Source organism: Streptomyces sp. NPDC016851 (assembly GCF_055562795.1).
Window position 1 is genome coordinate 27,460 of the sequence record NZ_JBVHEP010000002.1, and the last position, 25,452, is coordinate 52,911.

21 protein-coding genes are annotated in these 25,452 nt (G+C 71.1%); 9 read left to right on the forward strand and 12 right to left on the reverse strand.

Annotated features, from left to right (window positions below; genetic code table 11):
* Positions 1-104: 104 nt before the first annotated feature.
* The 4 genes from whiA to uvrC are packed head-to-tail and all read right to left on the reverse strand — an operon-like array spanning position 105 to position 5,210.
* Entirely contained in the window at positions 105-1,094 is a 990-nt protein-coding gene (whiA, locus tag ACZ3I3_RS02855; protein WP_467362015.1) for a DNA-binding protein WhiA, read from the reverse strand.
* Positions 1,085-2,164 (reverse strand): gluconeogenesis factor YvcK family protein, encoded by a 1,080-nt coding sequence (locus ACZ3I3_RS02860; protein ID WP_467362016.1) that lies wholly within the window; start codon positions 2,162-2,164, stop codon positions 1,085-1,087. Before ACZ3I3_RS02860 ends, whiA begins: the two co-directional genes overlap by 10 nt.
* A complete protein-coding gene (rapZ, locus tag ACZ3I3_RS02865) occupies positions 2,161-3,120 on the reverse strand; it encodes an RNase adapter RapZ (protein ID WP_467362017.1) in 960 nt (319 codons plus the stop codon). Before rapZ ends, ACZ3I3_RS02860 begins: the two co-directional genes overlap by 4 nt.
* A complete protein-coding gene (gene uvrC, locus ACZ3I3_RS02870) occupies positions 3,117-5,210 on the reverse strand; it encodes an excinuclease ABC subunit UvrC (RefSeq protein ID WP_467362019.1) in 2,094 nt (697 codons plus the stop codon). Before uvrC ends, rapZ begins: the two co-directional genes overlap by 4 nt.
* A gap of 252 nt (positions 5,211-5,462) precedes the next feature.
* Between uvrC and ACZ3I3_RS02875 the strand changes: the two genes are divergently transcribed.
* From ACZ3I3_RS02875 to ACZ3I3_RS02890, 4 genes are all read left to right on the forward strand, one after another.
* Positions 5,463-5,624, forward strand: coding sequence for a hypothetical protein (locus ACZ3I3_RS02875; protein WP_167409582.1), 162 nt, complete (start codon positions 5,463-5,465; stop codon positions 5,622-5,624).
* A 305-nt stretch (positions 5,625-5,929) separates the two neighbouring features.
* Positions 5,930-6,877 (forward strand): hypothetical protein, encoded by a 948-nt coding sequence (locus ACZ3I3_RS02880; protein WP_467362020.1) that lies wholly within the window; start codon positions 5,930-5,932, stop codon positions 6,875-6,877.
* Between the two features lie 226 nt (positions 6,878-7,103).
* Positions 7,104-8,195 carry a LacI family DNA-binding transcriptional regulator gene (locus tag ACZ3I3_RS02885; RefSeq protein ID WP_467362022.1) on the forward strand — a complete coding sequence of 364 codons (1,092 nt, stop codon included), beginning with the start codon at positions 7,104-7,106 and terminating at the stop codon, positions 8,193-8,195.
* Positions 8,192-9,097 (forward strand): carbohydrate kinase family protein, encoded by a 906-nt coding sequence (locus ACZ3I3_RS02890; RefSeq protein WP_467362023.1) that lies wholly within the window; start codon positions 8,192-8,194, stop codon positions 9,095-9,097. Before ACZ3I3_RS02885 ends, ACZ3I3_RS02890 begins: the two co-directional genes overlap by 4 nt.
* Before the next feature lie 95 nt (positions 9,098-9,192).
* Here the strand turns inward: ACZ3I3_RS02890 and ACZ3I3_RS02895 are convergent, their stop codons facing one another.
* Positions 9,193-10,056 (reverse strand): helix-turn-helix domain-containing protein, encoded by an 864-nt coding sequence (locus ACZ3I3_RS02895; protein WP_467362025.1) that lies wholly within the window; start codon positions 10,054-10,056, stop codon positions 9,193-9,195.
* Between the two features lie 101 nt (positions 10,057-10,157).
* Here ACZ3I3_RS02895 and ACZ3I3_RS02900 point away from each other — a divergent pair, with 101 nt between their 5' ends.
* Positions 10,158-10,721 (forward strand): YceI family protein, encoded by a 564-nt coding sequence (locus tag ACZ3I3_RS02900; RefSeq protein ID WP_467362026.1) that lies wholly within the window; start codon positions 10,158-10,160, stop codon positions 10,719-10,721.
* A gap of 68 nt (positions 10,722-10,789) precedes the next feature.
* Here the strand turns inward: ACZ3I3_RS02900 and uvrA are convergent, their stop codons facing one another.
* Positions 10,790-13,813, reverse strand: a complete 3,024-nt coding sequence (uvrA, locus tag ACZ3I3_RS02905) for an excinuclease ABC subunit UvrA (protein ID WP_467362028.1) — start codon at positions 13,811-13,813, stop codon at positions 10,790-10,792.
* A 223-nt stretch (positions 13,814-14,036) separates the two neighbouring features.
* Here uvrA and ACZ3I3_RS02910 point away from each other — a divergent pair, with 223 nt between their 5' ends.
* Positions 14,037-14,726 carry a maleylpyruvate isomerase family mycothiol-dependent enzyme gene (locus ACZ3I3_RS02910; protein ID WP_467362029.1) on the forward strand — a complete coding sequence of 230 codons (690 nt, stop codon included), beginning with the start codon at positions 14,037-14,039 and terminating at the stop codon, positions 14,724-14,726.
* A 35-nt stretch (positions 14,727-14,761) separates the two neighbouring features.
* Positions 14,762-15,418 carry an MBL fold metallo-hydrolase gene (locus ACZ3I3_RS02915; protein ID WP_467362030.1) on the forward strand — a complete coding sequence of 219 codons (657 nt, stop codon included), beginning with the start codon at positions 14,762-14,764 and terminating at the stop codon, positions 15,416-15,418.
* A gap of 253 nt (positions 15,419-15,671) precedes the next feature.
* Here ACZ3I3_RS02915 and aroQ read toward each other — a convergent pair whose 3' ends face one another.
* A complete protein-coding gene (gene aroQ, locus ACZ3I3_RS02920; RefSeq protein WP_467362031.1) occupies positions 15,672-16,145 on the reverse strand; it encodes a type II 3-dehydroquinate dehydratase in 474 nt (157 codons plus the stop codon).
* 103 nt (positions 16,146-16,248) lie between these two features.
* Here aroQ and ACZ3I3_RS02925 point away from each other — a divergent pair, with 103 nt between their 5' ends.
* Complete coding sequence (locus ACZ3I3_RS02925) at positions 16,249-17,295, forward strand: S66 family peptidase (protein ID WP_467362032.1); 1,047 nt, start codon at positions 16,249-16,251, stop codon at positions 17,293-17,295.
* Between the two features lie 94 nt (positions 17,296-17,389).
* Positions 17,390-18,664: an MFS transporter gene (locus tag ACZ3I3_RS02930; protein ID WP_467362034.1), complete on the forward strand. Its 1,275-nt coding sequence runs from the start codon at positions 17,390-17,392 to the stop codon at positions 18,662-18,664.
* Positions 18,665-18,794: 130 nt separating this feature from the next.
* On the opposite strand, the gene ACZ3I3_RS02935 is transcribed toward ACZ3I3_RS02930, so the two are convergent.
* From ACZ3I3_RS02935 to uvrB, 5 genes are all read right to left on the reverse strand, one after another.
* The gene (locus ACZ3I3_RS02935; RefSeq protein WP_467362035.1) at positions 18,795-19,097 is read right to left on the reverse strand and encodes a hypothetical protein; all 303 of its coding nucleotides are present in this window, start codon (positions 19,095-19,097) and stop codon (positions 18,795-18,797) included.
* 129 nt (positions 19,098-19,226) lie between these two features.
* A complete protein-coding gene (locus ACZ3I3_RS02940; RefSeq protein ID WP_467362036.1) occupies positions 19,227-20,228 on the reverse strand; it encodes a TerC/Alx family metal homeostasis membrane protein in 1,002 nt (333 codons plus the stop codon).
* A gap of 222 nt (positions 20,229-20,450) precedes the next feature.
* Positions 20,451-22,469 carry a TerD family protein gene (locus tag ACZ3I3_RS02945; protein ID WP_467362038.1) on the reverse strand — a complete coding sequence of 673 codons (2,019 nt, stop codon included), beginning with the start codon at positions 22,467-22,469 and terminating at the stop codon, positions 20,451-20,453.
* Between the two features lie 76 nt (positions 22,470-22,545).
* Positions 22,546-23,124 (reverse strand): TerD family protein, encoded by a 579-nt coding sequence (locus ACZ3I3_RS02950; RefSeq protein WP_020277616.1) that lies wholly within the window; start codon positions 23,122-23,124, stop codon positions 22,546-22,548.
* Between the two features lie 138 nt (positions 23,125-23,262).
* Positions 23,263-25,413: an excinuclease ABC subunit UvrB gene (gene uvrB, locus ACZ3I3_RS02955; RefSeq protein WP_467362039.1), complete on the reverse strand. Its 2,151-nt coding sequence runs from the start codon at positions 25,411-25,413 to the stop codon at positions 23,263-23,265.
* Between the last annotated feature and the right edge of the window lie 39 nt (positions 25,414-25,452).

Genomic DNA, 25,452 nt, shown 5'->3' on the forward strand with positions numbered 1-25,452 from the left:
TCATGACAGTCCATGATCGAGTCAAGAGTGCCCGAGCGACACGCGAAAGCCGGTGCCGACCACCCAAGTGGCGGTCGGCACCGGCTTCTTGACGGACTGTGTGATCAGCCTACGAGGTTGTCGGCCAGTTCCTCGGAGAGGTTGGCGTCCGTGCCGGGGATGCCCAGGTCGGAGGCGCGCTTGTCGGCCATGGCCAGCAGGCGGCGGATCCGGCCGGCGACGGCGTCCTTGGTCAGCGGCGGGTCGGCGAGCGCGCCCAGCTCCTCCAGGGAGGCCTGCTTGTGCTCCATGCGCAGCCGGCCGGCCGCGGCGAGGTGCTCGGGCACGTCCTCGCCGAGGATCTCCAGCGCGCGCTGCACACGGGCACCGGCGGCGACGGCCGCGCGGGCCGAGCGGCGCAGGTTGGCGTCGTCGAAGTTGGCGAGCCGGTTCGCCGTGGCCCGCACCTCGCGGCGCATCCGGCGCTCCTCCCAGGCCAGCACGGACTCGTGGGCGCCGAGCCGGGTGAGCAGGGCGCCGATCGCGTCGCCGTCGCGGACGACGACCCGGTCCACGCCGCGCACCTCGCGTGCCTTGGCGGGGATCTGGAGGCGCCGGGCGGCGCCGACCAGGGCGAGCGCGGCCTCGGGGCCGGGGCAGGTCACCTCCAGGGAGCAGGAGCGCCCGGGCTCGGTGAGCGAGCCGTGCGCCAGGAAGGCGCCCCGCCAGGCGGCCTCGGCGTCGCAGGTGGCCCCCGAGACCACCTGCGGGGGCAGGCCGCGGATCGGGCGGCCCCGCCCGTCGACCAGGCCGGTCTGGCGGGCCAGCTGGTCACCGCCCGCGACGACACGCACCACGTAGCGCGAGCCGCGGCGCAGTCCGCCCGGGGCCATCACGATCAGCTCCGAGCTGTGGCCGAAGATCTCCAGGATGTCCCGCTTGAGGCGGCGGGCCGCCATCGCCGTGTCCAGCTCCGCCTCGATCACAATCCGACCGCTCACCAGGTGAAGGCCGCCGGCGAACCGCAGAATGGCGGAGACCTCCGCCTTTCTGCAGCAGGTCCGGGTGACGGGGAGCCGGGAGATCTCGTCCTTCACCGCTGCCGTCATCGCCATGGGCCGATCCTTCCATGCATCCGAAAAATACGGTCGTACGCGGCGGCCAACAGCTCCGGGTCATGCCTCGGGGTCCCGTCGGGCCGGGCCACCGGCGCCAGCTCGACCGCGGCCCCGAAGCGCTTGGCGGCATCGGTGAGGGAGTCGCGGTCGGGCACGGCGGCCTCGTCGGCCAGCACCACGTCCAGGGCGAGTTTAGGGGCGTGTCGTCCCAAAACCTCCAAATGACGCTGCGGAGAGAAGCCCTCGGTTTCTCCGGGCTGCGGGGCGAGGTTCAGGGAGAGTACCCGGCGGGCCTTGGTCTGCGTGAGCGCGTCCAGCAGCTCGGGCACGAGCAGATGCGGGATGACCGAGGAGAACCAGGAGCCGGGGCCGAGCACCACCCAGTCCGCGTCCAGGACGGCCTGGACCGCCTCGGGCACGGCCGGCGGGTCCTGCGGCACGACCTGCACGGACTGCACCTCGCCCGGGGTGAGGGCGACGGTGGCCTGGCCGCGGACCGTGTCCACCTCGTCCGGGCGGGCCGGGTCGTGGCCCTTGACCAGGGCCTGGAGCTCCAGCGGGACGGCGGACATGGGCAGCACGCGGCCCTGTGCGCCGAGCAGCCGTCCGACCAGGTCGAGGGCCTGGACGTGGTCGCCGAGCTGTTCCCACAGGGCGACGATCAGCAGATTGCCGACCGCGTGTTCGTGCAGGTCGCCCTTGGACTGGAAGCGGTGCTGGATGACACGCGCCCAGGTCTGGCCCCAGTCGTCGTCACCGCACAGCGCGGCCAGTGCCTTGCGCAGGTCGCCGGGCGGCAGCACGCCCAGCTCGTCGCGCAGCCGGCCGCTGGAGCCGCCGTCGTCGGCCACGGTGACGACGGCGGTGAGGTCGCCGGTGATCCGGCGCAGCGCGGCGAGCGAGGCGGACAGGCCCATGCCGCCGCCGAGGGCGACGACCTTGGGCTGGGTGCCCCGGCGGCGGGGTCTGCCGCCGCGGGCCTCGGCGGGCCGGCCGCCCCTTGAGTCGGTGCTGCCGTCGGGCACCACCCGGCGCAGCCGGCTCAGCCGCGGAGTACGTCGTGTCATTCGCGTCCCATGTCCCGGTGTACGACCACCGTCTCCACGCCCTCGGCGGCGAGCCGGGCGGCGAGCTTCTCCGACATGGCGACCGAGCGGTGCTTGCCGCCCGTGCAGCCCACGGCGATGGTCACGTAGCGCTTGCCCTCACGGCGGTAGCCGGTGGCCACGAGCTGGAGGAGCTCCGTGTACCGGTCGAGGAACTCCTTGGCACCGGGCTGGTTGAAGACGTAACCCGACACCTCCTCGTTGAGGCCCGTGTACGGGCGCAGCTCCGGCACCCAGTGCGGGTTCGGCAGGAAGCGGCAGTCGACGACCAGGTCGGCGTCGACCGGCAGCCCGTACTTGTAGCCGAAGGACATGACCGTGGCCCGCAGCTCCGGCTCCTCCTCGCCGGCGAACTGGGCGTCCATCTTGGCGCGCAGCTCGTGCACGTTGAGGCTGGAGGTGTCGATCACCAGGTCGGCGTCGCCGCGCAGCTCGCGCAGCAGCTCCCGCTCGGCGGCGATGCCGTCGACGATCCGCCCGTCGCCCTGGAGGGGGTGCGGGCGGCGCACCGACTCGAAGCGGCGCACCAGGGCGTCGTCGGAGGACTCCAGGAAGACGATCCTCCGGGTGACGTTCTTCGCCTCCAGGTCGGCCAGCGACTCGCGGAGGTTGTCGAAGAAGCGGCGGCCGCGGACGTCTACGACGACGGCGATCCGGGCCACGTTGCCCTGGGAGCGGGCGCCGAGCTCCACCATGGTGGGGATCAGCGCGGGCGGCAGGTTGTCGACGACGAACCAGCCGAGGTCCTCCAGACACTTCGCGGCCGTCGAGCGGCCGGCCCCGGACATGCCGGAGATGATCACCAGCTCGGGGATGGCCGCGTCGGGGACCGGGGCCTTGTCGTTGGGCGTGCCCGTACTCACCTGTGCTCCGTCTCCGGCTTGCTTTTCTTGCCCGTCGTGCTCGTTCACATTCATGTCTCCTGCCCCCGTCGCTCGTCCGGGGCGCCCGTCCGTACGGGCTCCCCGCTGGAACCCATGGTGCCGGGTTCCTCTTCCATGATCTCTCCAGTCGCCGTGTTGACGGCGGGTGCGGCCGGGGCCGCCTGGGCGAGGGCCACCGCGATGGTCTCGGCGGTCTTGCGGCCTATGCCGGGTACCTCGCAGATCTGGTCGATGGTGGCGGATCGCAGTTTCTTCAACGAGCCGAAGTGCTTCAGGAGTGCCTGCTTGCGCGTGTCCCCGAGTCCGGGGACGTCGTCCAGGGGGCTGGACCGGAAGCGCTTGGACCGTTTGGTGCGCTGGTAGCTGATCGCGAAGCGGTGGGCCTCGTCACGGACCCGCTGGAGCAGGTACAGGCCCTCGCTGGTGCGGGGCAGGACCACCGGGTCGTCGTCGCCGGGCAGCCAGACCTCCTCCAGGCGCTTGGCGAGGCCGCACACGGCGATGTCGTCGATCCCGAGGTCGTCCAGGGCCCGCTGGGCGGCCGCGACCTGGGGGGCGCCGCCGTCGACGACCACGAGCTGCGGCGGGTAGGCGAACTTCTTGGGGCGGCCGTCGTCCTCGGTGAGGGTGTTCGGGGCGCCGGCGAGGTCCGGGCCGGCGAGGGTGCCTTCGCGGTCCTGGGTGTCCTGGCCGTCCTCACCGTCGGTCCACTCGCCCGTCTTCTCCTTCTCGGCGAGGTAGCGGCGGAAACGGCGGGTGATCACCTCGTGCATGGAGCGGACGTCGTCCTGTCCGGCGAAGCCCTTGATCTGGAAGCGCCGGTACTCGCTCTTGCGGGCCAGGCCGTCCTCGAAGACGACCATGGAGGCCACCACGTCGTCGCCCTGGAGGTGGGAGATGTCGTAGCACTCGATCCGCAGCGGGGCGCTGTCCAGGCCGAGGGCGTCGGAGATCTCCTCCAGGGCACGCGAGCGCGTGGTCAGGTCGGAGGCGCGCTTGGTCTTGTGCAGGACGAGCGCCTGCTGGGCGTTGCGCTGCACCGTCTCCATGAGGGCCTTCTTGTCGCCGCGCTGCGGGACGCGCAGGGACACGCCCGAGCCGCGCCGCCCGGCGAGCCACTCCTGGACGGGCTCCACGGGGTCGGGCAGGGCGGGGACGAGGACCTCCTTGGGCACGGCGTCGCCCGTCTCCTCGCCGTACAGCTGCTGGAGGGCGTGCTCCACGAGGGCGCCCGTGGTGATCTCCTCCACCTTGTCCGTGACCCAGCCGCGCTGGCCGCGCACGCGTCCGCCGCGCACGTGGAAGATCTGGACGGCCGCCTCCAGCTCGTCCTCGGCGACCGCGATCAGGTCCGCGTCGGTCGCGTCGGCGAGCACGACCGCGTTCTTCTCCATGGCCTTCTTCAGGGCCTCGATGTCGTCGCGCAGCCGGGCCGCCCGCTCGTACTCCATCTCCTCGGCCGCCTCGGCCATCTGCTTCTCCAGGCGGCGGATGTACGTGGCCGTCCGGCCGGTCATGAAGTCGCAGAACTCGTCGGCCAGTTCGCGGTGCTCCTCGGCGGAGACCCGGTCCACGCAGGGGGCGGAGCACTTGCCGATGTAGCCGAGGAGGCAGGGGCGGCCCGTACGGGCGGCGTTCTTGAAGACGCCGGCCGAGCAGGTGCGCACGGGGAAGACGCGCAGCAGCAGGTCGACGGTGTCGCGGATCGCCCACGCGTGCGCGTACGGCCCGAAGTAGCGCACGCCCTTCTTCTTGTGACCGCGCATCACCTGCACGCGCGGGTACTCCTCGTTCATCGTCACCGCGAGGTACGGGTAGCTCTTGTCGTCGCGGTACTTGACGTTGAACCGGGGGTCGTACTCCTTGATCCACGAGTACTCCAGCTGGAGCGCCTCGACCTCCGTGGACACCACCGTCCACTCCACGGACGCGGCCGTGGTGACCATGGAGCGGGTGCGCGGGTGCAGGCCCGCCAGGTCCTGGAAGTAGTTCGCCAGGCGCTGGCGCAGGCTCTTCGCCTTGCCGACGTAGATCACCCGGCGGTGCTCGTCACGGAACCTGTAGACCCCCGGCGAGTCGGGGATCTCACCCGGTTTGGGGCGGTAGCTGGAGGGGTCGGCCATGTCTCACACCCTACTGGCGGGCACCGACAGTCCGACGGGGCGGCGGGGCACGATCGCGGCCTCGGCGAGGGGCAGTTTCCAACGGCATGCTCCGTCCGGGGTTACGGCACGCCGGGAGCGGGAATGCAGGCTTCCCACGGGACACGGCGACGTCCGGCGGACGGAAGCCGTGCCGGTGCGGGCACAGGTAGTCGGTGCGGACCGCCCGTTTCGGTGCGAAACGGGCGGACCACGGGTCGGAGGGCTGCGCAGATGAAGCGGATGCGGATCGAGAAGACCCGGCGGGCCGTCCGTGCCCGTCGGTACGCGGACGAACGGTTCGCGCTCCACGACGCCCTCGACCCGCGCGACCCCGACATAGTGCGGGCCAAGCGCCTGGCCGTCGAGGAACGGGGCGGCAGCGACCGTTCCTAGCCGGACGCCTGGACGCCGGACACGCCGGCTTCGGCGGAGGCCGGTGACGCCGTCAGCACAGACCGCCCGGGGCACCGCGCCCCGGGCGGTCGCATGTCCGGACGGCGGGCCTGGCCGGGAGTACGTCACTGTCCGGCATCAAGTGTTGTCGGGACCAGGTCAACACGCTTCAATGCGGGGGAACTCGGGACCCCTGAACGACGGCGTACGGATGTGAAGACCTCCCCTGCGCCGGCGGGACGGCCCCGGGCGGCCCCGCGCGAACGGTCTGACCAGCCGTCGCCGACTCACAGAGAGGCCCCTGCATGCCGCACGCCCCACAGCACGCGGACGCCGCCACCGCGGAACTGGACTCGGTTCTGCGCGGCGGCCCCTTCCACGTCGCCCTGCGTGCCGCGATCGCCGCCCGCGGCCTGCCGCTGCAACGCGTGCAGCACCATCTCTCCCGCCACGGGGTGAAGGTCGGCGTCACCAGCCTGAGTTACTGGCAGCAGGGGGCCAGGCGTCCGCAGCGCCCCGAGTCGCTGCGGGCCGTGCGCGCGCTGGAGGAGATCCTGGAGCTTCCCGAGGAGTCGCTGATCCGGCTGCTCGCCGAGCCCGGCGAAGGCCCGTCCGGGCAGCGGTCCGCAGCCCGCTCCTACCGCTCCCTCGTCGAGGCCTCCGGGGTCCTGGACCAGCTGCTGGCCGAGCTGGACTGCCCGCCGGAGGGCGGTCTGCACACCCTCGGACACCACGAGCGGCTGCGCATCGGGGCGCGGCGCGAGCTGGCCGAACGGGAGTCGCACCACATCGTGCGCGCCCACCGGGACGGCGTCGACCGCTTCGTGGCCGTCCACCACGGCGACCGGGGAGCCGCACCGGAGCGCATGAGGGTGCACGCGCTGGAGAACTGCCGTACGGGACGCGTCCGTTGGCACAGTGACACGGGCGTGCTCGCGGCCGAACTGCTCTTCGACACCTGGCTGCGGGCCGGGGACACGTTCCTGTTCCGCTACGGCGTCGAGGACGGCACGGCGGGTGTGTCGTACGAGTACCTCCGCGGCTTCGACTCCCCCGGCGGCCAGTACGCGCTCCAGGTGTGCTTCGACGCGGCCGCCCTCCCGGTGCGCTGTCACCGTTTCGCGCAGCACTCGGCGGCGGCCCCGCGCACCGGCTGCCAGGACCTGGCGCTGAGCGGACGGCACCGGTCGGTGCACCTGGTCGAGCCGCGGGTGCGGACCGGGTTCCTGGGGATCGGCTGGGACTGGGAGTAGGGGCGCCGACTGGGAGTAGGGGCACCGAGGGCGGCTGCGGTTGGTCGCCCTCTCGTTTCTGGCCTCTGCCCCGTGCGTCTGCCCTCTGCCCTCCGCCCTCTGCCCTCTGTCCTCTGCCCTACGCCTCGTGCCCTTGGGGTCGACGTAAACGCTTGCGTAAGCGTTTACGTATGCCGTCGGATGCGATACGTTCCCGCCGGGACCTGACACAGGAGGCGGGAGAAGCATGGCGACCATGGCCGACGTCGCGCGCAGCGCCGGAGTCTCCGTCGCGACCGTCTCGCACGTCCTGAACGGCACCCGGCCGGTGCTGCCGCACACCCGCCAGGCGGTCCTGGACGCCGTGGAGGAGCTCGGCTACACCACGAACACGCTGGCCCGGTCCCTGGTCACCGCCCGTACCCGGTCCATCGGGCTGGCGGTGTCGGCGATCAGCAACCCGTACTTCACGGAGATCCTCCAGGGCGTCGAGGCCGCCGCCCTGGAGCACGGCTACAGCCTCCTGATCGCCGATCCGCACGACGACCCGGAGCACGAGCGCAAGGTCGTCCAGCTGCTGCACGAGCGCCGGGTGGACGGCATGATCGTCGCGCCCTCCGCGGATCCGCGCGGGCTGCTCGCCTACCTGGGGCGCCACGACGTACCGGCCGTGTTCCTCGACCGGCTCGTGGACGCCCCGGACGGCGGACCGCGCTTCGACCAGGTCTGCGCCGACAACGCCGAACCGACGTCCCGGCTGGTCACCCATCTCGCCGGTCTCGGTCACCGGCGGATCGGGCTGGTGGCGGGACGGCCGGGGCTCAGCACCACGAGCGAACGGATCACCGGCTACCGGACCGGCCTCGCGTTCGGTGGGCTCCCCTACGACGAACGGCTCCTGGTGCACGGCGACTCGGAGTCGGCCGGTGCCGAACAGGCCACCGCCGCCCTGCTGTCCCTCGCCGTGCCGCCCACCGCGCTGGTCACGGGCAACAACGCCATGACCATCGGGGCGCTGCGTGCCCTGCGCGCGCACGGCCTGTCCGTGCCCGGCGACATCGCGCTGTGCTGCTTCGACGACTTCGCCTGGGCGGATCTGTTCGCGCCCCGGCTCACCGCGATCGCGCAGCCCAGCCGGGACATCGGCGCCCGGGCCGTCCGCGTGCTCCTGGAACGTCTCGCCGAGCCGGACCGGCCCGCCCGGACCGTGCGGCTCCCCTGCACCTTCGTCCACCGCACGTCGTGCGGCTGCCCCGAGGAGCCGGGGCAGTCCCTGCGGCTCGAGCAGCCTGAGCAGTCCGCGCAGTCCGCGCAGTCCGAGAAGGGAACCGTCGCATGATCGTCGTCGCCGGTGAGGCACTGATCGACCTGGTACCGCGGGGCACGGGTGCCCTGGCGGCACTCCAGCCGGCGCTCGGCGGCGGCCCGTACAACACGGCGGTGGCGCTGGGCCGTCTCGGCTCGCCGGCCGCCTTCTGCTCCCGGGTGTCGTACGACGCCTTCGGGGAGGCCCTGCTGGACCGGCTGCGGGAGACCGGGGTGGACGTGTCGTCGGTGCAGCGTGGCGCCGAGCCCACGACCCTCGCCGTCGCCACGGTCGGCGCGGACGGTTCGGCGGCGTACTCCTTCTACGTCGACGGTACGGCGGACCGGCTCTTCACGGCGCCCTCCGCGCTGCCGCCCGGCACCCGGGCCGTGTCCTTCGGGACCTGCTCGCTCGTGCTGGAGCCGGGGGCGAGCGCCTACGAGGAGCTGATGCGTGCGGCCGCCGCGCAGGGCGTGTTCACCGCCCTGGACCCGAACATCAGGTCCGGGCTGATCCCGGACGCGGACGCCTACCGGGCGCGGTTCAAGAGCTGGCTGCCGTCGGTGTCCCTGCTGAAGCTGTCCGAGGAGGACGCCCGGTGGCTCGGCGGCACGCCCCAGGAATGGCTGGCGGCCGGCCCGGCCGCGGTCGTGATCACCCGGGGCGGCGACGGGATGACCGCCTTCACCGCCGGCGGTGAGTACGCGGTGCCGGGTGAGCGGGTGGAGGTCGTGGACACGATCGGCGCGGGCGACACGGTGAACGCGGCGCTGCTGCACGAGCTCGCGGCACGCGACGCCCTCAGCGGGCAGGCGCTGGCCGCGCTGGGGCACGACGGCTGGGCCGGACTGCTGGGCTTCGCGGCCCGTGCGGCGGCGATCACCTGCTCGCGGGCCGGGGCGGAACCGCCGTACGCGCACGAGCTGGAGGGCTGACACCTCCCGCGATCAGCACGGACGGCGGGGAACGCGTCCCCCGCTCGTCTCCTGCTCGTCTCCTGCTCGTCCCCTGCGCGTCCCCTGCGCGTCGCTCAGCCGGCCTCCGCCACAGCCCGCAGCGCGCCGGGGCGGCGGCCGTTGAGGCGGTCCAGGGCGGCGGCCGTGGCGTCGTCCGCGGGCAGGTGGACGATCACGCGCTGGCCTTCGTCGGGCAGAGCGAACGTCTCGTGCAGCAGCCGCAGCGATCCGGCCTCCGGGTGCTCGATGTGCTGGGAGCCCGCCCGCCGCGGCGTCACGGCCAGGTCGGCGAACCGGTCGGCGAAGTCCGCCCCCGCCGTCACCGTCAGCTCGTCGGCCAGCTCGAGGACGTACGGATCCCGCAGCGGGACCTCGTGCCGGAGCTGGGCGACCAGATCGTCGGCCACCCGGTCCCAGTCGCGGTAGGCGCTGCGGGCCCGCTCGTCGGTGAACAGGTAGCGGAGCAGGTTGGGCGGATCGTCGTCCAGCAGGCCGAGGGGGCCGGCCAGCCGCTCGTATCCCGCGGTGTGGGCGAGGACGTCGCCGATCCAGTTGACGACCAGCGCGGGGGTCGGTTCGAGGCGGTCCAGCACGGACCGGACGGTGGGGCGGGCCGAGCGGCTGAGCGCCGGGGCCGCCGCACAGAGCAGCGGGTCGCCGCCGTCCGCCTCCTTGGTGAGGCGGCGCAGCAGCGTCCGGTCGACGAGAGACAGGTTCAGGGCGTCGGCGAGGGCCCCGAGCACCTGGGCGGAGGGGTGGCGGTCGCGCCCCTGTTCCAGCCGGGTCAGGTACTCGACGCTGATGCCCGCGAGGGTGGCCAGTTCGGCCCGCCGCAGGCCCGGGGTGCGGCGGCGCGGGCCGGTGGGCAGGCCCACCTCGGCGGGGCTGACGGCTTCACGCCAGGTGCGCAGGAACGTGCCCAACTCGTTGTCGCTCACCCGCCGAACGTACCTTCCCGGCGCGCGGGAAGGGTGTCCCTGCCACTACCAGGCTCCGGCCGGTCTCCCTCACGGGCCGCGCACCCCTCAGGGTTGAGGTCATGACGAATGACACCGCTACCACCGCTTCCGCCACCGCTCTGCCGCTGGCCCCGGGGCACTGGGCCCTGGACCCGTTCCACTCCTCCGTCGGCTTCACCGTCCGTCACCTGGGCATCGCCAAGGTGCGGGGGCGCTTCGAGCGGCTGGAGGCCGACCTGTTCGTCGGGGAGCGCGTCGAGGACGTGCGGGTCTCCGCCACCGTCGATCTGGCCTCGATCGACACCGGCAACGCCGACCGGGACGCGCATGTCCGCGCCTCCGACCTGCTCGACGTGGAGAAGCGCCCGACGATGACGTACCGCTCGACGCGGGTGTCGGGTGCGGGCGAGGACTGGACGATGGAGGGCGAGCTGACCATCGGCGAGGTGACCCGCCCGGTGACGCTCGCCGTGGAGTTCGGCGGGCTGGTCGATGTGCCCATGGACGGCAGCCGGCATGCCGGTTTCGAGGCGACGGGTGAGATCCGGCGCAGTGAGTTCGGGCTCGACTTCGCTCCCGGTCTGCTCGGGGAAGTGGTGAAGATCCAGCTCGACATGCAGTTCGTGGAACCGAAGAACGCCTGATCGGCAGGCGGACGCGCCGTGCCCCACAAGGGAACTCCTTGTGGGGCACGGCGCGTTGGCGGGGGCTGTCAGCCCTTGGCCGCCCGCGTAGTCTTCTTCGCGGCGGCCTTGGTGGACTTCGCGGCTGTCTTCTTGGCGGCGGTGCTGTCGACCGTCGTGGTGGCGGTCTTCTTCGCCCTGGTCTGTGCCGGGACGGTCTTCTTCGCCGCCGTCTTGCGCGGGGCCTTCACCGAGGACGCGTCGCTGATCCGGTCGGCGCCGAGCACCTCGCGCAGGAACTTGCCGGTGTGGCTGGCCGGGACCCCGGCGACCTCCTCGGGGGTGCCCTCGGCGACGACCAGGCCGCCGCCCGCGCCGCCTTCGGGACCCATGTCGACGATCCAGTCGGCGGTCTTGATCACGTCGAGGTTGTGCTCGATGACGATGACCGTGTTGCCCTTGTCGACCAGGCCGGACAGGACCGTCAGCAGCTTGCTGATGTCCTCGAAGTGCAGACCGGTGGTCGGCTCGTCCAGGACGTAGACCGTGCGGCCGGTGGAGCGGCGCTGGAGCTCGCTGGCGAGCTTGACGCGCTGGGCCTCACCGCCGGACAGCGTGGTCGCGGACTGGCCGAGCCGGACGTAGCCGAGGCCGACGTCCTTGAGGGTCTTCATGTGGCGGGAGATCGCGGGGACCGCCTCGAAGAACTCCGTGGCCTCCTCGATCGGCATGTTCAGGACGTCGGCGATGGACTTGCCCTTGTAGTGGACCTCCAGGGTCTCCCGGTTGTACCGGGCGCCGTGGCAGACCTCGCACGGGACGTAGACGTCCGGGAGGAAGTTCATCTCGATCTTGATGGTGCCGTCGCCCGAGCAGTTCTCGCAGCGGCCGCCCTTGACGTTGAAGGAGAAGCGGCCGGGCATGTAGCCGCGGACCTTCGCCTCGGTGGTCTCGGCGAACAGCTTGCGGATGTGGTCGAAGACGCCGGTGTACGTGGCCGGGTTGGAGCGGGGGGTGCGGCCGATGGGCGACTGGTCGACGTGTACGACCTTGTCGACGAGGTCGTCGCCGTCCACGCGCGTGTGCCGCCCTGGCACGTTCCTCGCGCCGTTCAGCTCGCGGGCGAGGTGGGTGTACAGGATGTCGTTGACCAGGGTCGACTTGCCGGAGCCGGACACGCCGGTGACGGCGGTGAACACGCCGAGCGGGAACGAGACGTCGATGTCCTGGAGGTTGTTCTCCCGGGCGCCGTGCACCGTGAGCTGCCGGGACGGGTCGATCGGGCGCCGGATGTCCGGCAGCGGGATGGCCTTCTTGCCGGACAGGTACTGACCGGTCTGCGACTCCTCGTTGGCGAGCAGTTCCTTCAGGGAGCCGCTGTGCACGACCTTGCCGCCGTGCTCACCGGCGCCGGGGCCGATGTCGACGACCCAGTCGGCGGTCTTGATGGTGTCCTCGTCGTGCTCGACGACGATGAGCGTGTTGCCCATGTCGCGCAGCCGGACCAGGGTCTCGATCAGCCGGTGGTTGTCGCGCTGGTGCAGGCCGATGGACGGCTCGTCGAGGACGTACAGCACGCCGACGAGGCCGGAGCCGATCTGGGTGGCCAGGCGGATGCGCTGGGCCTCGCCGCCGGACAGCGTGCCGGCGGCGCGGTTCAGGGAGAGGTAGTCCAGGCCGACGTCGACGAGGAACCGCAGCCGCTCGTTGACCTCCTTCAGGACGCGCTCGGCGATCTTCTTGTCGCGGGCGCTGAGCTTCAGCTCCCGCAGGAAGTCCGCGCAGTCGCTGATCGACATCGCGGAGACCTCCGCGATGGACTTTTCCATGATCGTGACGGCGAGGACGATCGGCTTCAGGCGCGTGCCCTCACAGGTCGGGCAGGGAACCTCGCGCATGTAGCCCTCGAAGCGCTCACGGCTGGCGTCGCTCTCGGCCTCGCTGTGCCGGCGCTTGACGAACGGGACGGCGCCCTCGAAGGCCGTGGTGTACCGGCGCTCGCGCCCGTAGCGGTTGCGGTAGCGGACCTCGACCTGGGTCTTGTGGCCGTGCAGGAGGGCCTTCTTGGCGCGCTGCGGGAGGCCCGCGAAGGGGATGTCCGTCCTGAAGCCCAGGGCGTCGGCGAGCGCGCCGATCAGGCGGCCGAAGTAGTCCTTGGTGTGGCCGTGCGACCAGGGGTGGATGGCACCCTCGTCGAGGCTCTTGTCCGGGTCCGGGACGATGAGCTCCGCGTCGACCTCCATGCGCGTGCCGATGCCGGAGCAGTCCGGGCAGGCGCCGAAGGGCGAGTTGAAGGAGAAGGAGCGGGGCTCCAGCTCCTCGAAGGACAGGTCGTCGTACGCGCAGTACAGGTGCTCCGAGTACATGCGCTCGCGCTCGGGGTCGTCCTCGGGGAGGTCGACGAAGTCGAGCACGACCATGCCGCCGGACAGGCCGAGGGCGGTCTCGACGGAGTCGGTGAGACGGCGCTTGGCGCCTTCCTTGACCGTGAGGCGGTCGACGACCACCTCGATGGTGTGCTTCTCCTGCTTCTTCAGCGTGGGCGGGTTGGACAGCTGGATGGTCTCGCCGTCCACCCGCGCGCGGGAGTAGCCCTTGGTCTGGAGGTCGGCGAAGAGATCGACGAACTCGCCCTTGCGCTCGCGCACCAGCGGCGACAGCACCTGGAAGCGGCTGCCCTCCGGCAGCTCCAGGACCTTGTCGACGATGGCCTGCGGCGACTGGCGCGTGATCGGGCGGCCGCACTCGGGGCAGTGCGGCTTGCCGATGCGCGCGAAGAGCAGACGCAGATAGTCGTAGACCTCGGTGATGGTGCCGACCGTGGAGCGCGGGTTGCGCGAGGTCGACTTCTGGTCGATGGAGACCGCCGGGGACAGGCCCTCGATGAAGTCGACGTCCGGCTTGTCCATCTGGCCGAGGAACTGCCGGGCGTACGAGGAGAGCGACTCCACGTAGCGCCGCTGTCCCTCCGCGAAGATGGTGTCGAAGGCCAGCGAGGACTTGCCCGACCCCGACAGGCCCGTGAAGACGATGAGCGAGTCGCGCGGGAGGTCGAGCGAGACGTTCTTGAGATTGTGCTCGCGCGCTCCACGAACGATGAGACGGTCGGCCACGCCGGTCCGCACCTTTCTTGAGAGAAGTGACAGGGGCGGGGCCCCCGTGCTTTCTCAGACTAGGGGGAGCCACTGACAACGCCGGGCGGATTCACGGGTTGCCAACAAACCCCGGCTTTCCAGCATGCCCGACGTCACGTCCGACCTTATAGCACGCGCATTCGATTACCGGCACTCCTTCACCACCTTCACCCGAAGGTGTGGCGGAGCTAGGGTCAGCACCATGATTGATCACGGTCATGACCTGGCGTCTGTACAAACCGCTACGGAACGGCTGCTCATCGCAGTCGGCAAACTGGACAACGCCTCTGTGACGCAGCCGTCACGGCTGCCCGGCTGGACCCGGGGCCATGTACTGGCCCATCTCGCCCGCAACGCGGACGCCCTCGTGAACGTCCTCGAAGGCCGCCCCATGTACGTCTCCGGCGAGGCCCGGGACGCCGACATCGAGCGGGACGCCGCGCGCCCTGTCGACGTCCACCTCGTCGACCTGCGCGAGAGTGCGGCCCGGTTCCAGGAGGCCGGGGACGCTCCCGCCGACTGGTCGCGCACGGTGGAGTTGCGGGGCGGGGTCACGGACTCCGCGTCGCGAGTGCCGTTCCGGCGGTGGGTGGAGGTGGAGCTGCACCACGTGGACCTGGGGATCGGGTACGAGCTGGAGGATCTGCCGGCGGACTTCACGGAACGGGAGATCGCCTTCCTCGCCGACCGGTTCGCCGGGCATCCCGACGTACCGCCCACGCGCCTCACGGACGGCACGCGCGCGTGGAGCACGGGACGGGAGGCGGACGACGGGCCCGAGGTGACCGTCACCGGCGCCCCGGCGGACCTGCTGGGCTGGCTCGCCGGCCGCCGCACCGGGGCCGCGCTGACGGTGGACGGCGGAGCGCTCCCGGCACTGCCCCCGCTGTAGGACCCGGGCCGCTCCCCCGCTATAGGCTGGCGCTCATGACGTACAGCGGACAGGTGACGGTCGGCGGACCTGCCGACGTGCACGAGCTCAAGGACCTGATGATCACCAAGATCGCGGTCGGTCCGATGAACAACAACGCCTATCTGCTGCGCTGCCGGGCCACGGACGAGCAGCTGCTGATCGACGCCGCGAACGAGGCGGAGACCCTGCTCGGCATGATCGGTGACGACGGCATCGCGTCCGTCGTCACCACCCACCGGCACGGCGACCACTGGCAGGCGCTCGCCGAGGTCGTGGCGGCGACCGGCGCCCGCACGTACGCGGGCCGGGACGACGCCGAGGGCATCCCGGTGCCGACCGACGTGCTGGTCGACGACGGCGACACCATCCGCGTGGGGCGCGTGGAGCTCACCGCGCGCCACCTGGTCGGGCACACGCCCGGTTCGATCGCCCTCGTCTACGACGACCCTCACGGGCATCCCCATGTGTTCACCGGGGACTGCCTCTTCCCCGGCGGTGTGGGCAACACCCACAAGGATCCCAAGGCGTTCGCCAGCCTCATCCACGATGTGGAGACGAAGATCTTCGACGTCCTCCCGGACGAGACGTGGGTCTACCCGGGGCACGGCAACGACACCTCGCTGGGCGCGGAACGCCCGCAGCTGCCGGAGTGGCACGCGCGCGGGTGGTGAGAGACCGCGCGGGGCGCACGAAACCGGGGACCAGTAGGCCGCGCACGCGCCCCGTGTGAATCATTCGCACACGCCGGTGTCGTACGTACGCTCCCCCTCCACGTAGTTGCGCAGTCAACTGGTAGCAGCCCCGCGCAGGATGACGGCTCCTGGGCGGATGGGCCGCCGGTCTGTCGATCCCCGCCCTCGACCGGCGGCCCCGGCGCAGCTGTCGTCATGACCCCGGCCGGGCGGCATGGCGCCGGAGCTCGGCTCAGGCGTCGGCGTGCCCCGTCCCGGCCAGCGCCGCGACCCGCTCCACGCCGAAGACGTACCCCTGCACCCCGCACCCCGCGATGACCCCGTCGGCACGCAGCGAGACGTAGGAGTGGTGCCGGAACGACTCGCGCTTGTGGATGTTGGAGATGTGGACCTCCAACACGGGCATGCCGTCACAGGTGTTGAGGGCGTCCAGGATGGCGACGGAGGTGTGCGAGTAGGCCCCCGGGTTGATCACGATGCCGCAGTGGTTCAGCCGCGCCTCGTGGATCCAGTCCACCAGCTCGCCCTCGTGATTGGACTGGCGGAAGTCGACCGTGCCGCCGTGCGCGGCCGCCGCCTTGGCGCACAGGGTCTCGACGTCGGCGAGGGTGTCGGAGCCGTAGATCTCCGGCTGACGCTGGCCGAGCAGATTCAGGTTGGGGCCGTTGAGGATCATGATCGGGGCGTTGGCCAGGGTGCGGGGCACGGTTCCTCCGGTCCGTTCGGGGTCGGGCGGCCCGCGACGGACCGCTGCTCGGACCCGGTTTATCACGGTGCGCCGACGGACCGCCGGGCCGTAGCCTCCCGCCATGACGAGACTCTCCTACCCTCCCAAGCCGTCTCCCGGTGACCGCATCGCCGTGCTCTCGCCCTCCTCCGGCTTGCCCGGTCTGTTACCGCTCCCCTACGACCTGGGCCTGGAGCGGCTGCGCAAGGAGTACGGACTGGAGCCGGTCGAGTACCCGGCGACCCGCAAGATGGGCTCCACACCTCAGGAGCGGGCCGACGACATCCACGCGGCCTTCGCCGACCCGGACATCAAGGCGGTCATCGCGTCGATCGGCGGGGACGACCAGATCACTGTGCTGCCGTTGCTGGACCGGGATTTGATCCGGGCCAACCCGAAGCCGTTCTTCGGGATGAGCGACAACACGAACCTGCTCGCCTACCTCCACAACAGCGGCATCGTCGCCTTTCACGGGGCGAGTGTGATGTGCGAGCTGGGCCGCCCGGTGGCCATGCACCCGCAGACCGCCGAGTCCCTGCGCGCCGCCCTGTTCACCCCCGGCCCCTACGAACTGCGGCCCGCCGAGCGGTGGCGTGACATCGACCGGGACTGGGCGGATCCGGCGACCTTCGACGCGGAGCCGGAGACCCGGCCCGGGACCGGCTGGACCTGGGTCAACGCCGACCGGGTGGTCGAGGGCCGCAGTTGGGGCGGCTGCCTGGAGATCGTCGGCTGGTTGCTGATGGCCGACCGGGAGATCGCGCGCGATCTGTCGGTGTACGACGGTGGCGTGCTGCTTCTGGAGACCTCGGAAGACATGCCGAGCGCCACGGAGGTCTTCTGCACCCTTCGCAACATGGGCGAACGCGGGCTGCTCCAGCGTTTCTCGGCCCTCCTGATGGGCCGCCCGAAGACCTGGTCCTTCGAGCGGCCCAACAGCCCGGAGGAGGCCGCTCGACACGCGTCCGAACAGCGTGAGGCCGTCCTCAACGCCATGCGGGCCTACGCCCCCGACGTCACAATCGTCTTCGACGTCGACTTCGGGCACACCGATCCGCAGCTGGTGATCCCGTACGGCGGCACCGTGCGCGTGGACGGACCGGCCCGGCGCATCACGGTCACGTACTGAGGGCCCCCGGGGCCTCCGCGCGCCCCCGTAACCCGCCGTCACGGTGGGTAGTTGACGCGGCATGCACGACGTACGCTCCGTAAGGGCGCCTTCCATGCCGCGCCTCGCGGCCGCCTCGCTCGCCGGCACGGCCATCGAGTTCTACGACTTCTTCGTCTACGGCACCGCGGCGGCCCTGATCCTGGGGCCGCTGTTCTTCCCCACCTTCTCGCCGGTGGCGGGGACGCTGGCCGCCTTCGCGACCTTCGGCGTGGGCTTCATCGCGCGGCCGCTGGGGTCGGTGCTGTTCGGGCACATCGGGGACCGGCACGGGCGGCGGCCGGTCCTCGTCGCCTCCCTGCTGCTGACCGGTGCCTCCACGGTCGCGGTCGGCTGCGTACCGACGTACGGGACGATCGGCGTGGTCGCTCCGCTGCTGCTCCTGGTGCTGCGTTTCCTCCAGGGACTGGGGCTCGGCGGGGAGTGGGGCGGGGCCGTGCTGCTGACGGTGGAGCACGCGCCCGCCGGGCGGCGCGGGCTGTGGTCGAGCTTTCCGCAGGTCGGGCCCGCGCTGGGGTTCCTGCTCGCCAACGGTGTGGTGCTGGGGCTCTCGGCGACGCTGTCCGAGGCGCAGTTCGCCTCATGGGGGTGGCGGGTGCCGTTCTGGGCGGCGGGGGTACTGGCCGTCGTGGGGCTGTGGCTGCGCTCGTCGCTCACCGAGAGCCCCAGCTTCCTCGGGATCGACGACCACGCGCGTGTGCCGCTCGTCGAGGTCCTGCGCGACCACTGGCGGCTTCTGCTGCTGACCGGCGGGGCGCTCGCGATCGGCTACGCGATCTTCTACGCCGTGACGACCTGGTCGCTCGCCTACGGGACGGAGCGGCTGGGGGTGAGCCGCAGCGTCATGCTGACCTGCATCATGGGCGCCGTGGTCGTGAAGGGCGCGCTCACGCCGCTGGTGGCGCTGCTCGGGGACCGGTACGGCCGGCGTCCCCTGTGCCTGGCCGGATGCGCGGCCGCCGCCCTGTGGATGTTCCCGATGGTCGCGCTCCTCGCCACCGGCGCGCCGCTGCCGATGTTCCTCGGCTTCCTCGGGGCGATGCTCGCCTTCATCACGATGTTCGCCGTGATCGCCGCGTATCTGCCGGAGCTGTACGAGCCGCGGGTCCGCTGCACGGGCGCGGCCGTCGGTTACAACCTCGGCGGGGTCATCGGAGGCGCGCTCACGCCGATCGTGGCGACGGCGCTGGCCGAGCAGGGCGGGCGGGTGCCCTGGGGTGTGGCCGCGTATCTGACGGCGATCGCGCTGTTCAGCCTGGGGTGCTTCGCGCTGTTGCCGGAGACGCGTCCGGTGCCGGTGGCGGCGGCCGCGAAGCCGGCTTCGGGGTGAACTCCCGTCGTGAGTCGGTGTCCCCGCCGTCGGCCATCAGGGTGACGAGCGAGCCGAACGGTTCGCCGACCCAAGACGTGAGGGGCCCCGCACTCCGGTCATGCGGGGCCCCTTCACGCGTGTCCCGGGGCTACGCAAGCTCGCGCTGGTCCACGAGGTCGCAGTTGGTGAACACCCGCTCGCCGATGCAGAGCTCATCCAGTTGCCGCGCCATCCTGCTGGTCTCGGGGTCGTTGCTGTTGCGCATGGCCTCCTCGTAGGAGTCGAACTCGATCAGCGCCAGATAACGGCGAGGATTGTCGCGGTCCTTCAGAAGCATGCGCTGCTTGGGGCCGCCCGGCCGGTCGGCGAAGCGTCTCCCCGCTTCCTCGAAGACCCGCTCCATCTCGTCGAAGCGCTCGGTCTCGAAATCGATGATCTGTACGAACTTCATGGCACCTCCAGCCGAACACGGCGTCCCCGGGCCGGGGAACGCGTTCAAGAACAAACAAGCACCGGGACCGGTGGCCGGCAATTCGCCGACCACCGGTCCCGGTGATGGTTGCTCCCGCGTCCGACGTGGTCAGACGTCGATGCTGTCCTTGGAAGCGCCTCCGCTCGGCTCCTGGGCCGCCTCGGCCTCCGCCTGCTTCTTCGAAGCCCGCAGACTGGTGATCGTGGTGACGATCAGGACGGCGCAGATCACGCCGAGCGAGACCGGAATGCTGATCTCGGGCACGTGCACCCCGGACTCGTGCAGCGCGTGCAGCACCAGCTTCACGCCGATGAAGCCGAGGATGATCGACAGGCCGTAGCTGAGGTGGACCAGCCTCTTCAGCAGGCCGCCGATGAGGAAGTACAGCTGGCGCAGACCCATCAGGGCGAACGCGTTGGCCGTGAAGACGATGTACGGGTCCTGCGTCAGGCCGAAGATCGCGGGGATGGAGTCGAGCGCGAACAGCACGTCCGTGGAGCCGATGGCGAGCATCACGACCAGCATCGGGGTCATGACCCGCTTGCCGTTCTCCTGGATCCACAGCTTGGTGCCGTGGTAGCGGTCGGCCACCCCGAAGCGGCGCTCAACGGCCTTGAGCAGCTTGTTCTCCTCGAACTCCTCGTCCTGCTCTTCCGCCCGGGCCTCCTGGATGAGCTTCCAGGCGGTCCAGATCAGGAAGGCGCCGAACAGGTAGAAGACCCACGAGAAGCTGGCGAGGATCGCCGCGCCGGCGGCGATGAAGATGGCCCGCAGGACCAGGGCTATGAGGACACCGATCAGCAGGACGCGCTGCTGGTACTGCGAGGGCACCGCGAACTTCGCCATGATCAGGACGAAGACGAAGAGGTTGTCGACACTCAGCGACTTCTCGGTGATGAAGCCCGCGAAGAACTCACCGGCGGGCTGGCCGCCGCCGAACACCAGCAGGCCGAGCCCGAAGAGGGCGGCCAGGACGATCCAGACGACCGTCCAGATCCCGGCTTCCTTGATCGATACGTCGTGCGGCTTGCGGCCGATGAAGAAGTCGACCGCGATCAGGGCGGCGAGCCCCACGATCGTCAGGACCCATAGGGTCACGGAAACATCCACTGCGCCTCCGGCAGTCGTAACGGCAAATGTCAGCGTCGTCGCTGCCGGAGGTCTCTTCCACCCAAGGATGGGCCGACGCCCCGGGATCTGGCCTGATCCGTATTGACGGGTACGCCGCAGCAGACAGGGAGTACTCCCCTCCGTGCCGTCAACAGTACCCAATCACCAAGAGAAGGTAAAGCGCTTGGCAAAAGAAAGACCAAAACCCCTGGTCAAACGGCTTTACACATACTTGGTGCGGGCGGCCGCGACCTGGGTGAGCACCTGCTGGAGGACCTGGCTGCCCGGCGGCACGAGCGAGGGCTCGTACGTCCAGGCATGACCGACCCACGGGTCGGCGAGATGATCGTCGGGTACCGGCGTCAGTCGCAGCAGCGAACGCCACAGCGGGTCGAGCAAAGGCCCGTACCCCGACGACTCCTCGCGGTCGGCCACCATCATCAGATGGACTCCGAAGGCGGGGCCCTCGTCGGCGAGGTAGCGCAGCTGGGTCACGGCCCGGTCGTCGAAGCCGTGCGGGAAGTCGTTGACGATCAGCAGTTGCTGGGAGGTGTCGAAGCCCGGCGGGAGGGAGTCGGCGGCCCCGCCCCGCACCGCCATCTGCACCAGGTCGACCCGCTGGGTGAGCCGGCTCAGCACGTCCGCCACTCCTGCGGCGCCGAGCGCGGGCGGGGCCGCGAGCACCCCGGTCTGCACCAGGGGTGCGAGCGGCTGCGCACCCGAGCCGGCCGGGTCGATCACGTGGACGGTGAACTCCCCCGCCGGGTAGACGGCGAGCAGCCGGGCCGCGTGCGCGACCGCCGTCTCCAGGGCGAGACGCCCCAGGGCGTGCGAGTCCTCGAACGAACCACCGGACGAGCCGGTCCGGCCGCTGTCGATCCACAGGCCGCGCTCCAGCGGCAGCCTGACCAGCATCGGGATGCGGATCCGGTCGGCTTCGGGGAGATGGAGGTCGCCTAGGCGCAGGGCCATGGGCATCTCCATCGATACGCGGTAGGCGTGCCAGACGGGGCTGTCCCAGCGGGCGTACGCCGGCGGGAGGGCGGGTTCGACGACCTCGGCCTCGGCCACGAGCTGGGCGAGGTCCCGGTCGAGGGCCTCGCCGGCCTGGGCGACGAGCTGGTCGTGCCGGGCGCGGGCAGCCTCGCGGGCGGCGTCGCCCTGTCCGCCGATCCTGCTGCGCGGGTCGGAGAGGACCTGCTCCAGCTCCTTGTCCATGCGGGACTCGGCGAAGTCGACGGCGCTGCGGTAGGCGGCGGTGCTGCGGGCCAGGTCCTCGAACATGCCCCACACCTGGTTGTAGAGCCGCTCGTCCATGGACCAGCCGGTCGCGTCGCCCGCGACGGGCCGGGCGGGCTGCCCCGGTGCGGCCGGGGGTGCGGTGGGCGGCGGCGGAGGCGGAGCGGTGTTCTGGCGGCGCGGGTGGCTGTAGTCGATCGGGCCGCCCGTGGTGGACGTGGAGGGCTGGGTGACGGCGTTGGGGTCGGGGGCCGCACCGGGGTACGACGGCGTCTGCGGCGTGGGCTGCCCCGGACCGCCGGGTGTCTGACCGCCGTACGGCGGTGTCGGTGGTGCCTGGTCCGGCTGAGGCGCGGTGCCGCTCTGGTCCGGGCCGAGGGCCGGGGCGGCCGTCTGCCGGGAGCGGTCGCCGTCCGCCGTGCGCGGCAGGGGCGCCTGCACCGAGCGGGCCACCCCCTGGGCCACCGCGTCGTCGATGCCGGCCGCGAGCCTGCGGGCCTCGGGCAGGCCCTGGTCGGTGAGGAGTTCGGCGAGGCCGCCCGCGTAGCCCTGACCGATGGCACGCACCTTCCAGGCGCCCTGCCGGCGGTAGAGCTCCAGGGCGACGACCGCGGACTCGGCTTCCAGGCCGGTGATGGTGTAGGTGGCGATCTCGACGCCGTCGAGGCCCGTGACGGCGACGAACGGGGCGGCCACGGCGCCGAAACGGCTCGGGCCCGCCCCGGCGGCGGGCAGGGCGAGCAGCACGCCGACCCGGTGGACGGCCTCCGGCACGGCGTCCAGATCCACGGCGAGGCGATGGTCTGCGGCGGCCTGCCGGGAGACCTCCAGACCCGGCTGGGTGGGCGCGCCCGGGTGGGCGACCCACTCCGGCCCTTGGATCCGGCCGTTGTCGTCGCTGAGCGCGGCCGCGGCCACGATCGGCGTGCCGGCCGAGACCCGGATCTCGAGTCGGACCTGGGAGAGCGGGTGGTTCTGCCCCCGCACCAGCTCGGCCGTCATCGCCTTCTCCCCCCGTGTCGTTGTCTGGTGTCGTGTGCCGCTCGCCTGCCCCGCCCCGGCCGGTTGGCCCCGGGCCTCAGAGGACGGGCAGGATCGCCGGCATCAGGTCCTGGAAGGTGCGGCCGTTGGCCGGGTTGCCGATGGCCGTCATCGTCCAGCCCGGGCCCGAGCGGTGCACCTTGGCCATGATCTGGGCCGTGTACTGGCCGCCGCCGGCCAGTGTGTAGCGGGCGAGCTCCTGGCCGTTGGTCTCGTCGACCAGGCGGCAGAACGCGTTCTGCACCTCCTGGAACGTCTGGCCCGTGAAGGAGTTCACGGTGAAGACGATCTGGTCGATGTGGACCGGGACGCGCGAGAGGTCGACGAGGATCGCCTCGTCGTCGCCGCCCTGGCCGACACCGCCGACGAGGTTGTCACCGGTGTGGCGCACCGAGCCGTCGTCGCTCACCAGGTGGCGGAAGAAGACGACGTCGACCGGCTGCTTGTCGGCGAACAGAACGGCCGAGGCGTCGAGGTCGATCTCCCGCGTACGCGAGCCGAACAGGCCGCGCCGGGGAGCCGCCTGCCAGCCGAGACCCATGCGTACCGCGGTCAGGCTGCCACCGTCGTTCTTCTGCAGACTGATGGCCTGACCCTTGGTCATGTTGACGGTCACGCGCTGATCCCCTCTCGGACGTCCCCTGTTGCCGCGCGGTCGCGGTTGATCAGAACACTACGCAGGGACACTGACAGTCCCGTACCCCGGTCCGCACTTTGTGTCGGTCTTGCAACACTGCGCGTACGCGGTCCGCCGTCAGGCCAGGCCCGCCTCCTTCATCTGGCGCAGTTCCTTCTTCATCTCGGAGACCTCGTCGCGCAGTCGGGCCGCGATCTCGAACTGGAGGTCCGCGGCGGCGGCCCGCATGCGTGCGGTCAGCTCCTCGATCTGCTCGCTGAGTTCGGCCGCGGGGCGGTCGGTCGGCACCGTCTCCTTGGCCTTGCCCTTGCCCTTGCCCTTGGCCGGCTTGGCGCCCTCGGCGCCCCTGCCCAGGGACGGCACGGGCGCCTTGGTGCCCCCGCCGTCCTTCTTCGCCTTGCGGTAGCCCGAGCCGAGCAGCTGCTCGGTGTCGATGTCCTCGCGGGCGATCTGGGCGACGATGTCGTTGATCTTCTTGCGGAGGGGCTGGGGGTCGATGCCCCGCTCCTTGTTGTACGCGACCTGCTTCTCCCGGCGCCGGTTGGTCTCGTCGATGGCCTTCGCCATCGCCGGGGTGATCTTGTCCGCGTACATGTGGACCTGACCGGAGACGTTGCGCGCGGCGCGGCCGATGGTCTGGATCAGGGAGGTGCCGGAGCGCAGGAAGCCCTCCTTGTCGGCGTCCAGGATCGCCACCAGGGACACCTCGGGCAGGTCGAGGCCCTCCCGCAGGAGGTTGATGCCGACCAGCACGTCGTACTCGCCGGCGCGCAGCTCACGCAGGAGTTCGACACGGCGCAGGGTGTCGACGTCGCTGTGCAGGTAGCGCACCTGGATGCCCAGCTCCAGGAAGTAGTCCGTGAGGTCCTCGGCCATCTTCTTGGTGAGCGTGGTGACCAGGACGCGCTCGTCCTTCTCGGTGCGCTGCCGGATCTCGTGCACCAGGTCGTCGATCTGGCCCTCGGTGGGCTTGACGACGACTTCCGGGTCGATGAGGCCGGTGGGGCGGATGATCTGCTCGACGACACCGTCCGAGCGGGAGAGCTCGTAGGCGCCGGGGGTCGCCGACAGGTAGACCGTCTGGCCGATGCGCTCCTGGAACTCCTCCCACTTCAGCGGGCGGTTGTCCAGGGCGGAGGGCAGCCGGAAGCCATGGTCGACGAGCGTGCGCTTGCGGGAGGCGTCACCCTCGTACATGGCGCCGATCTGCGGGACCGTGACGTGCGACTCGTCGATGACGAGGAGGAAGTCGTCCGGGAAGTAGTCCAGCAGCGTGTTGGGCGGGGAGCCGGGCAGGCGGCCGTCGAAGTGCATCGAGTAGTTCTCCACGCCGGAGCAGGAGCCGATCTGGCGGAGCATCTCGATGTCGTAGGTCGTGCGCATCCTCAGGCGCTGGGCCTCCAGGAGCTTGCCCTGCTTGTCCAGCTCGGCGAGGCGCTCGCCCAGCTCCTTCTCGATGTCGTTGATGGCCCGCTCCAGGCGCTCGGGCCCTGCGACGTAGTGGGAGGCCGGGAAGACGTAGAGCTGCTGGTCGTCGCTGATGATCTCGCCGGTGACCGGGTGCAGCGTGGACAGCGCCTCGATCTCGTCGCCGAACATCTCGATGCGGACGGCCAGCTCCTCGTAGACCGGGAAGATCTCGATGGTGTCGCCGCGGACGCGGAAGGTGCCGCGGCTGAAGGCCATGTCGTTGCGCGTGTACTGGATGTCCACGAAGCGGCGCAGCAGCTCGTCGCGGTCGTGCTCCTCGCCGACGCGGAGGGGGACCATGCGGTCCACGTACTCCTGCGGTGTACCGAGGCCGTAGATGCAGGAGACCGAGGCGACCACGACGACGTCGCGGCGGGTGAGCAGCGAGTTGGTCGCGGAGTGGCGCAGGCGCTCGACCTCCTCGTTGATCGAGGAGTCCTTCTCGATGTAGGTGTCCGACTGCGGGACGTAGGCCTCGGGCTGGTAGTAGTCGTAGTACGAGACGAAGTATTCGACGGCGTTGTTCGGAAGAAGCTCCCGGAACTCGTTCGCCAGCTGGGCCGCCAGCGTCTTGTTCGGCGCCATCACGAGCGTGGGGCGCTGGAGCTTCTCGATCATCCACGCGGTGGTGGCGGACTTGCCGGTGCCGGTCGCGCCCAACAGGACGACGTCCTTCTCACCCGCCTGGATGCGCTGGGCGAGCTCGGCGATGGCCGTCGGCTGGTCGCCGCTCGGCTGGTAGGGGCTGACGACCTCGAAGGGCGCCACCGTGCGTTCGATCTGGGAAACGGGCCGCATGGGATCCACCGTACGACCCCGCACTGACAATGGGCTCCG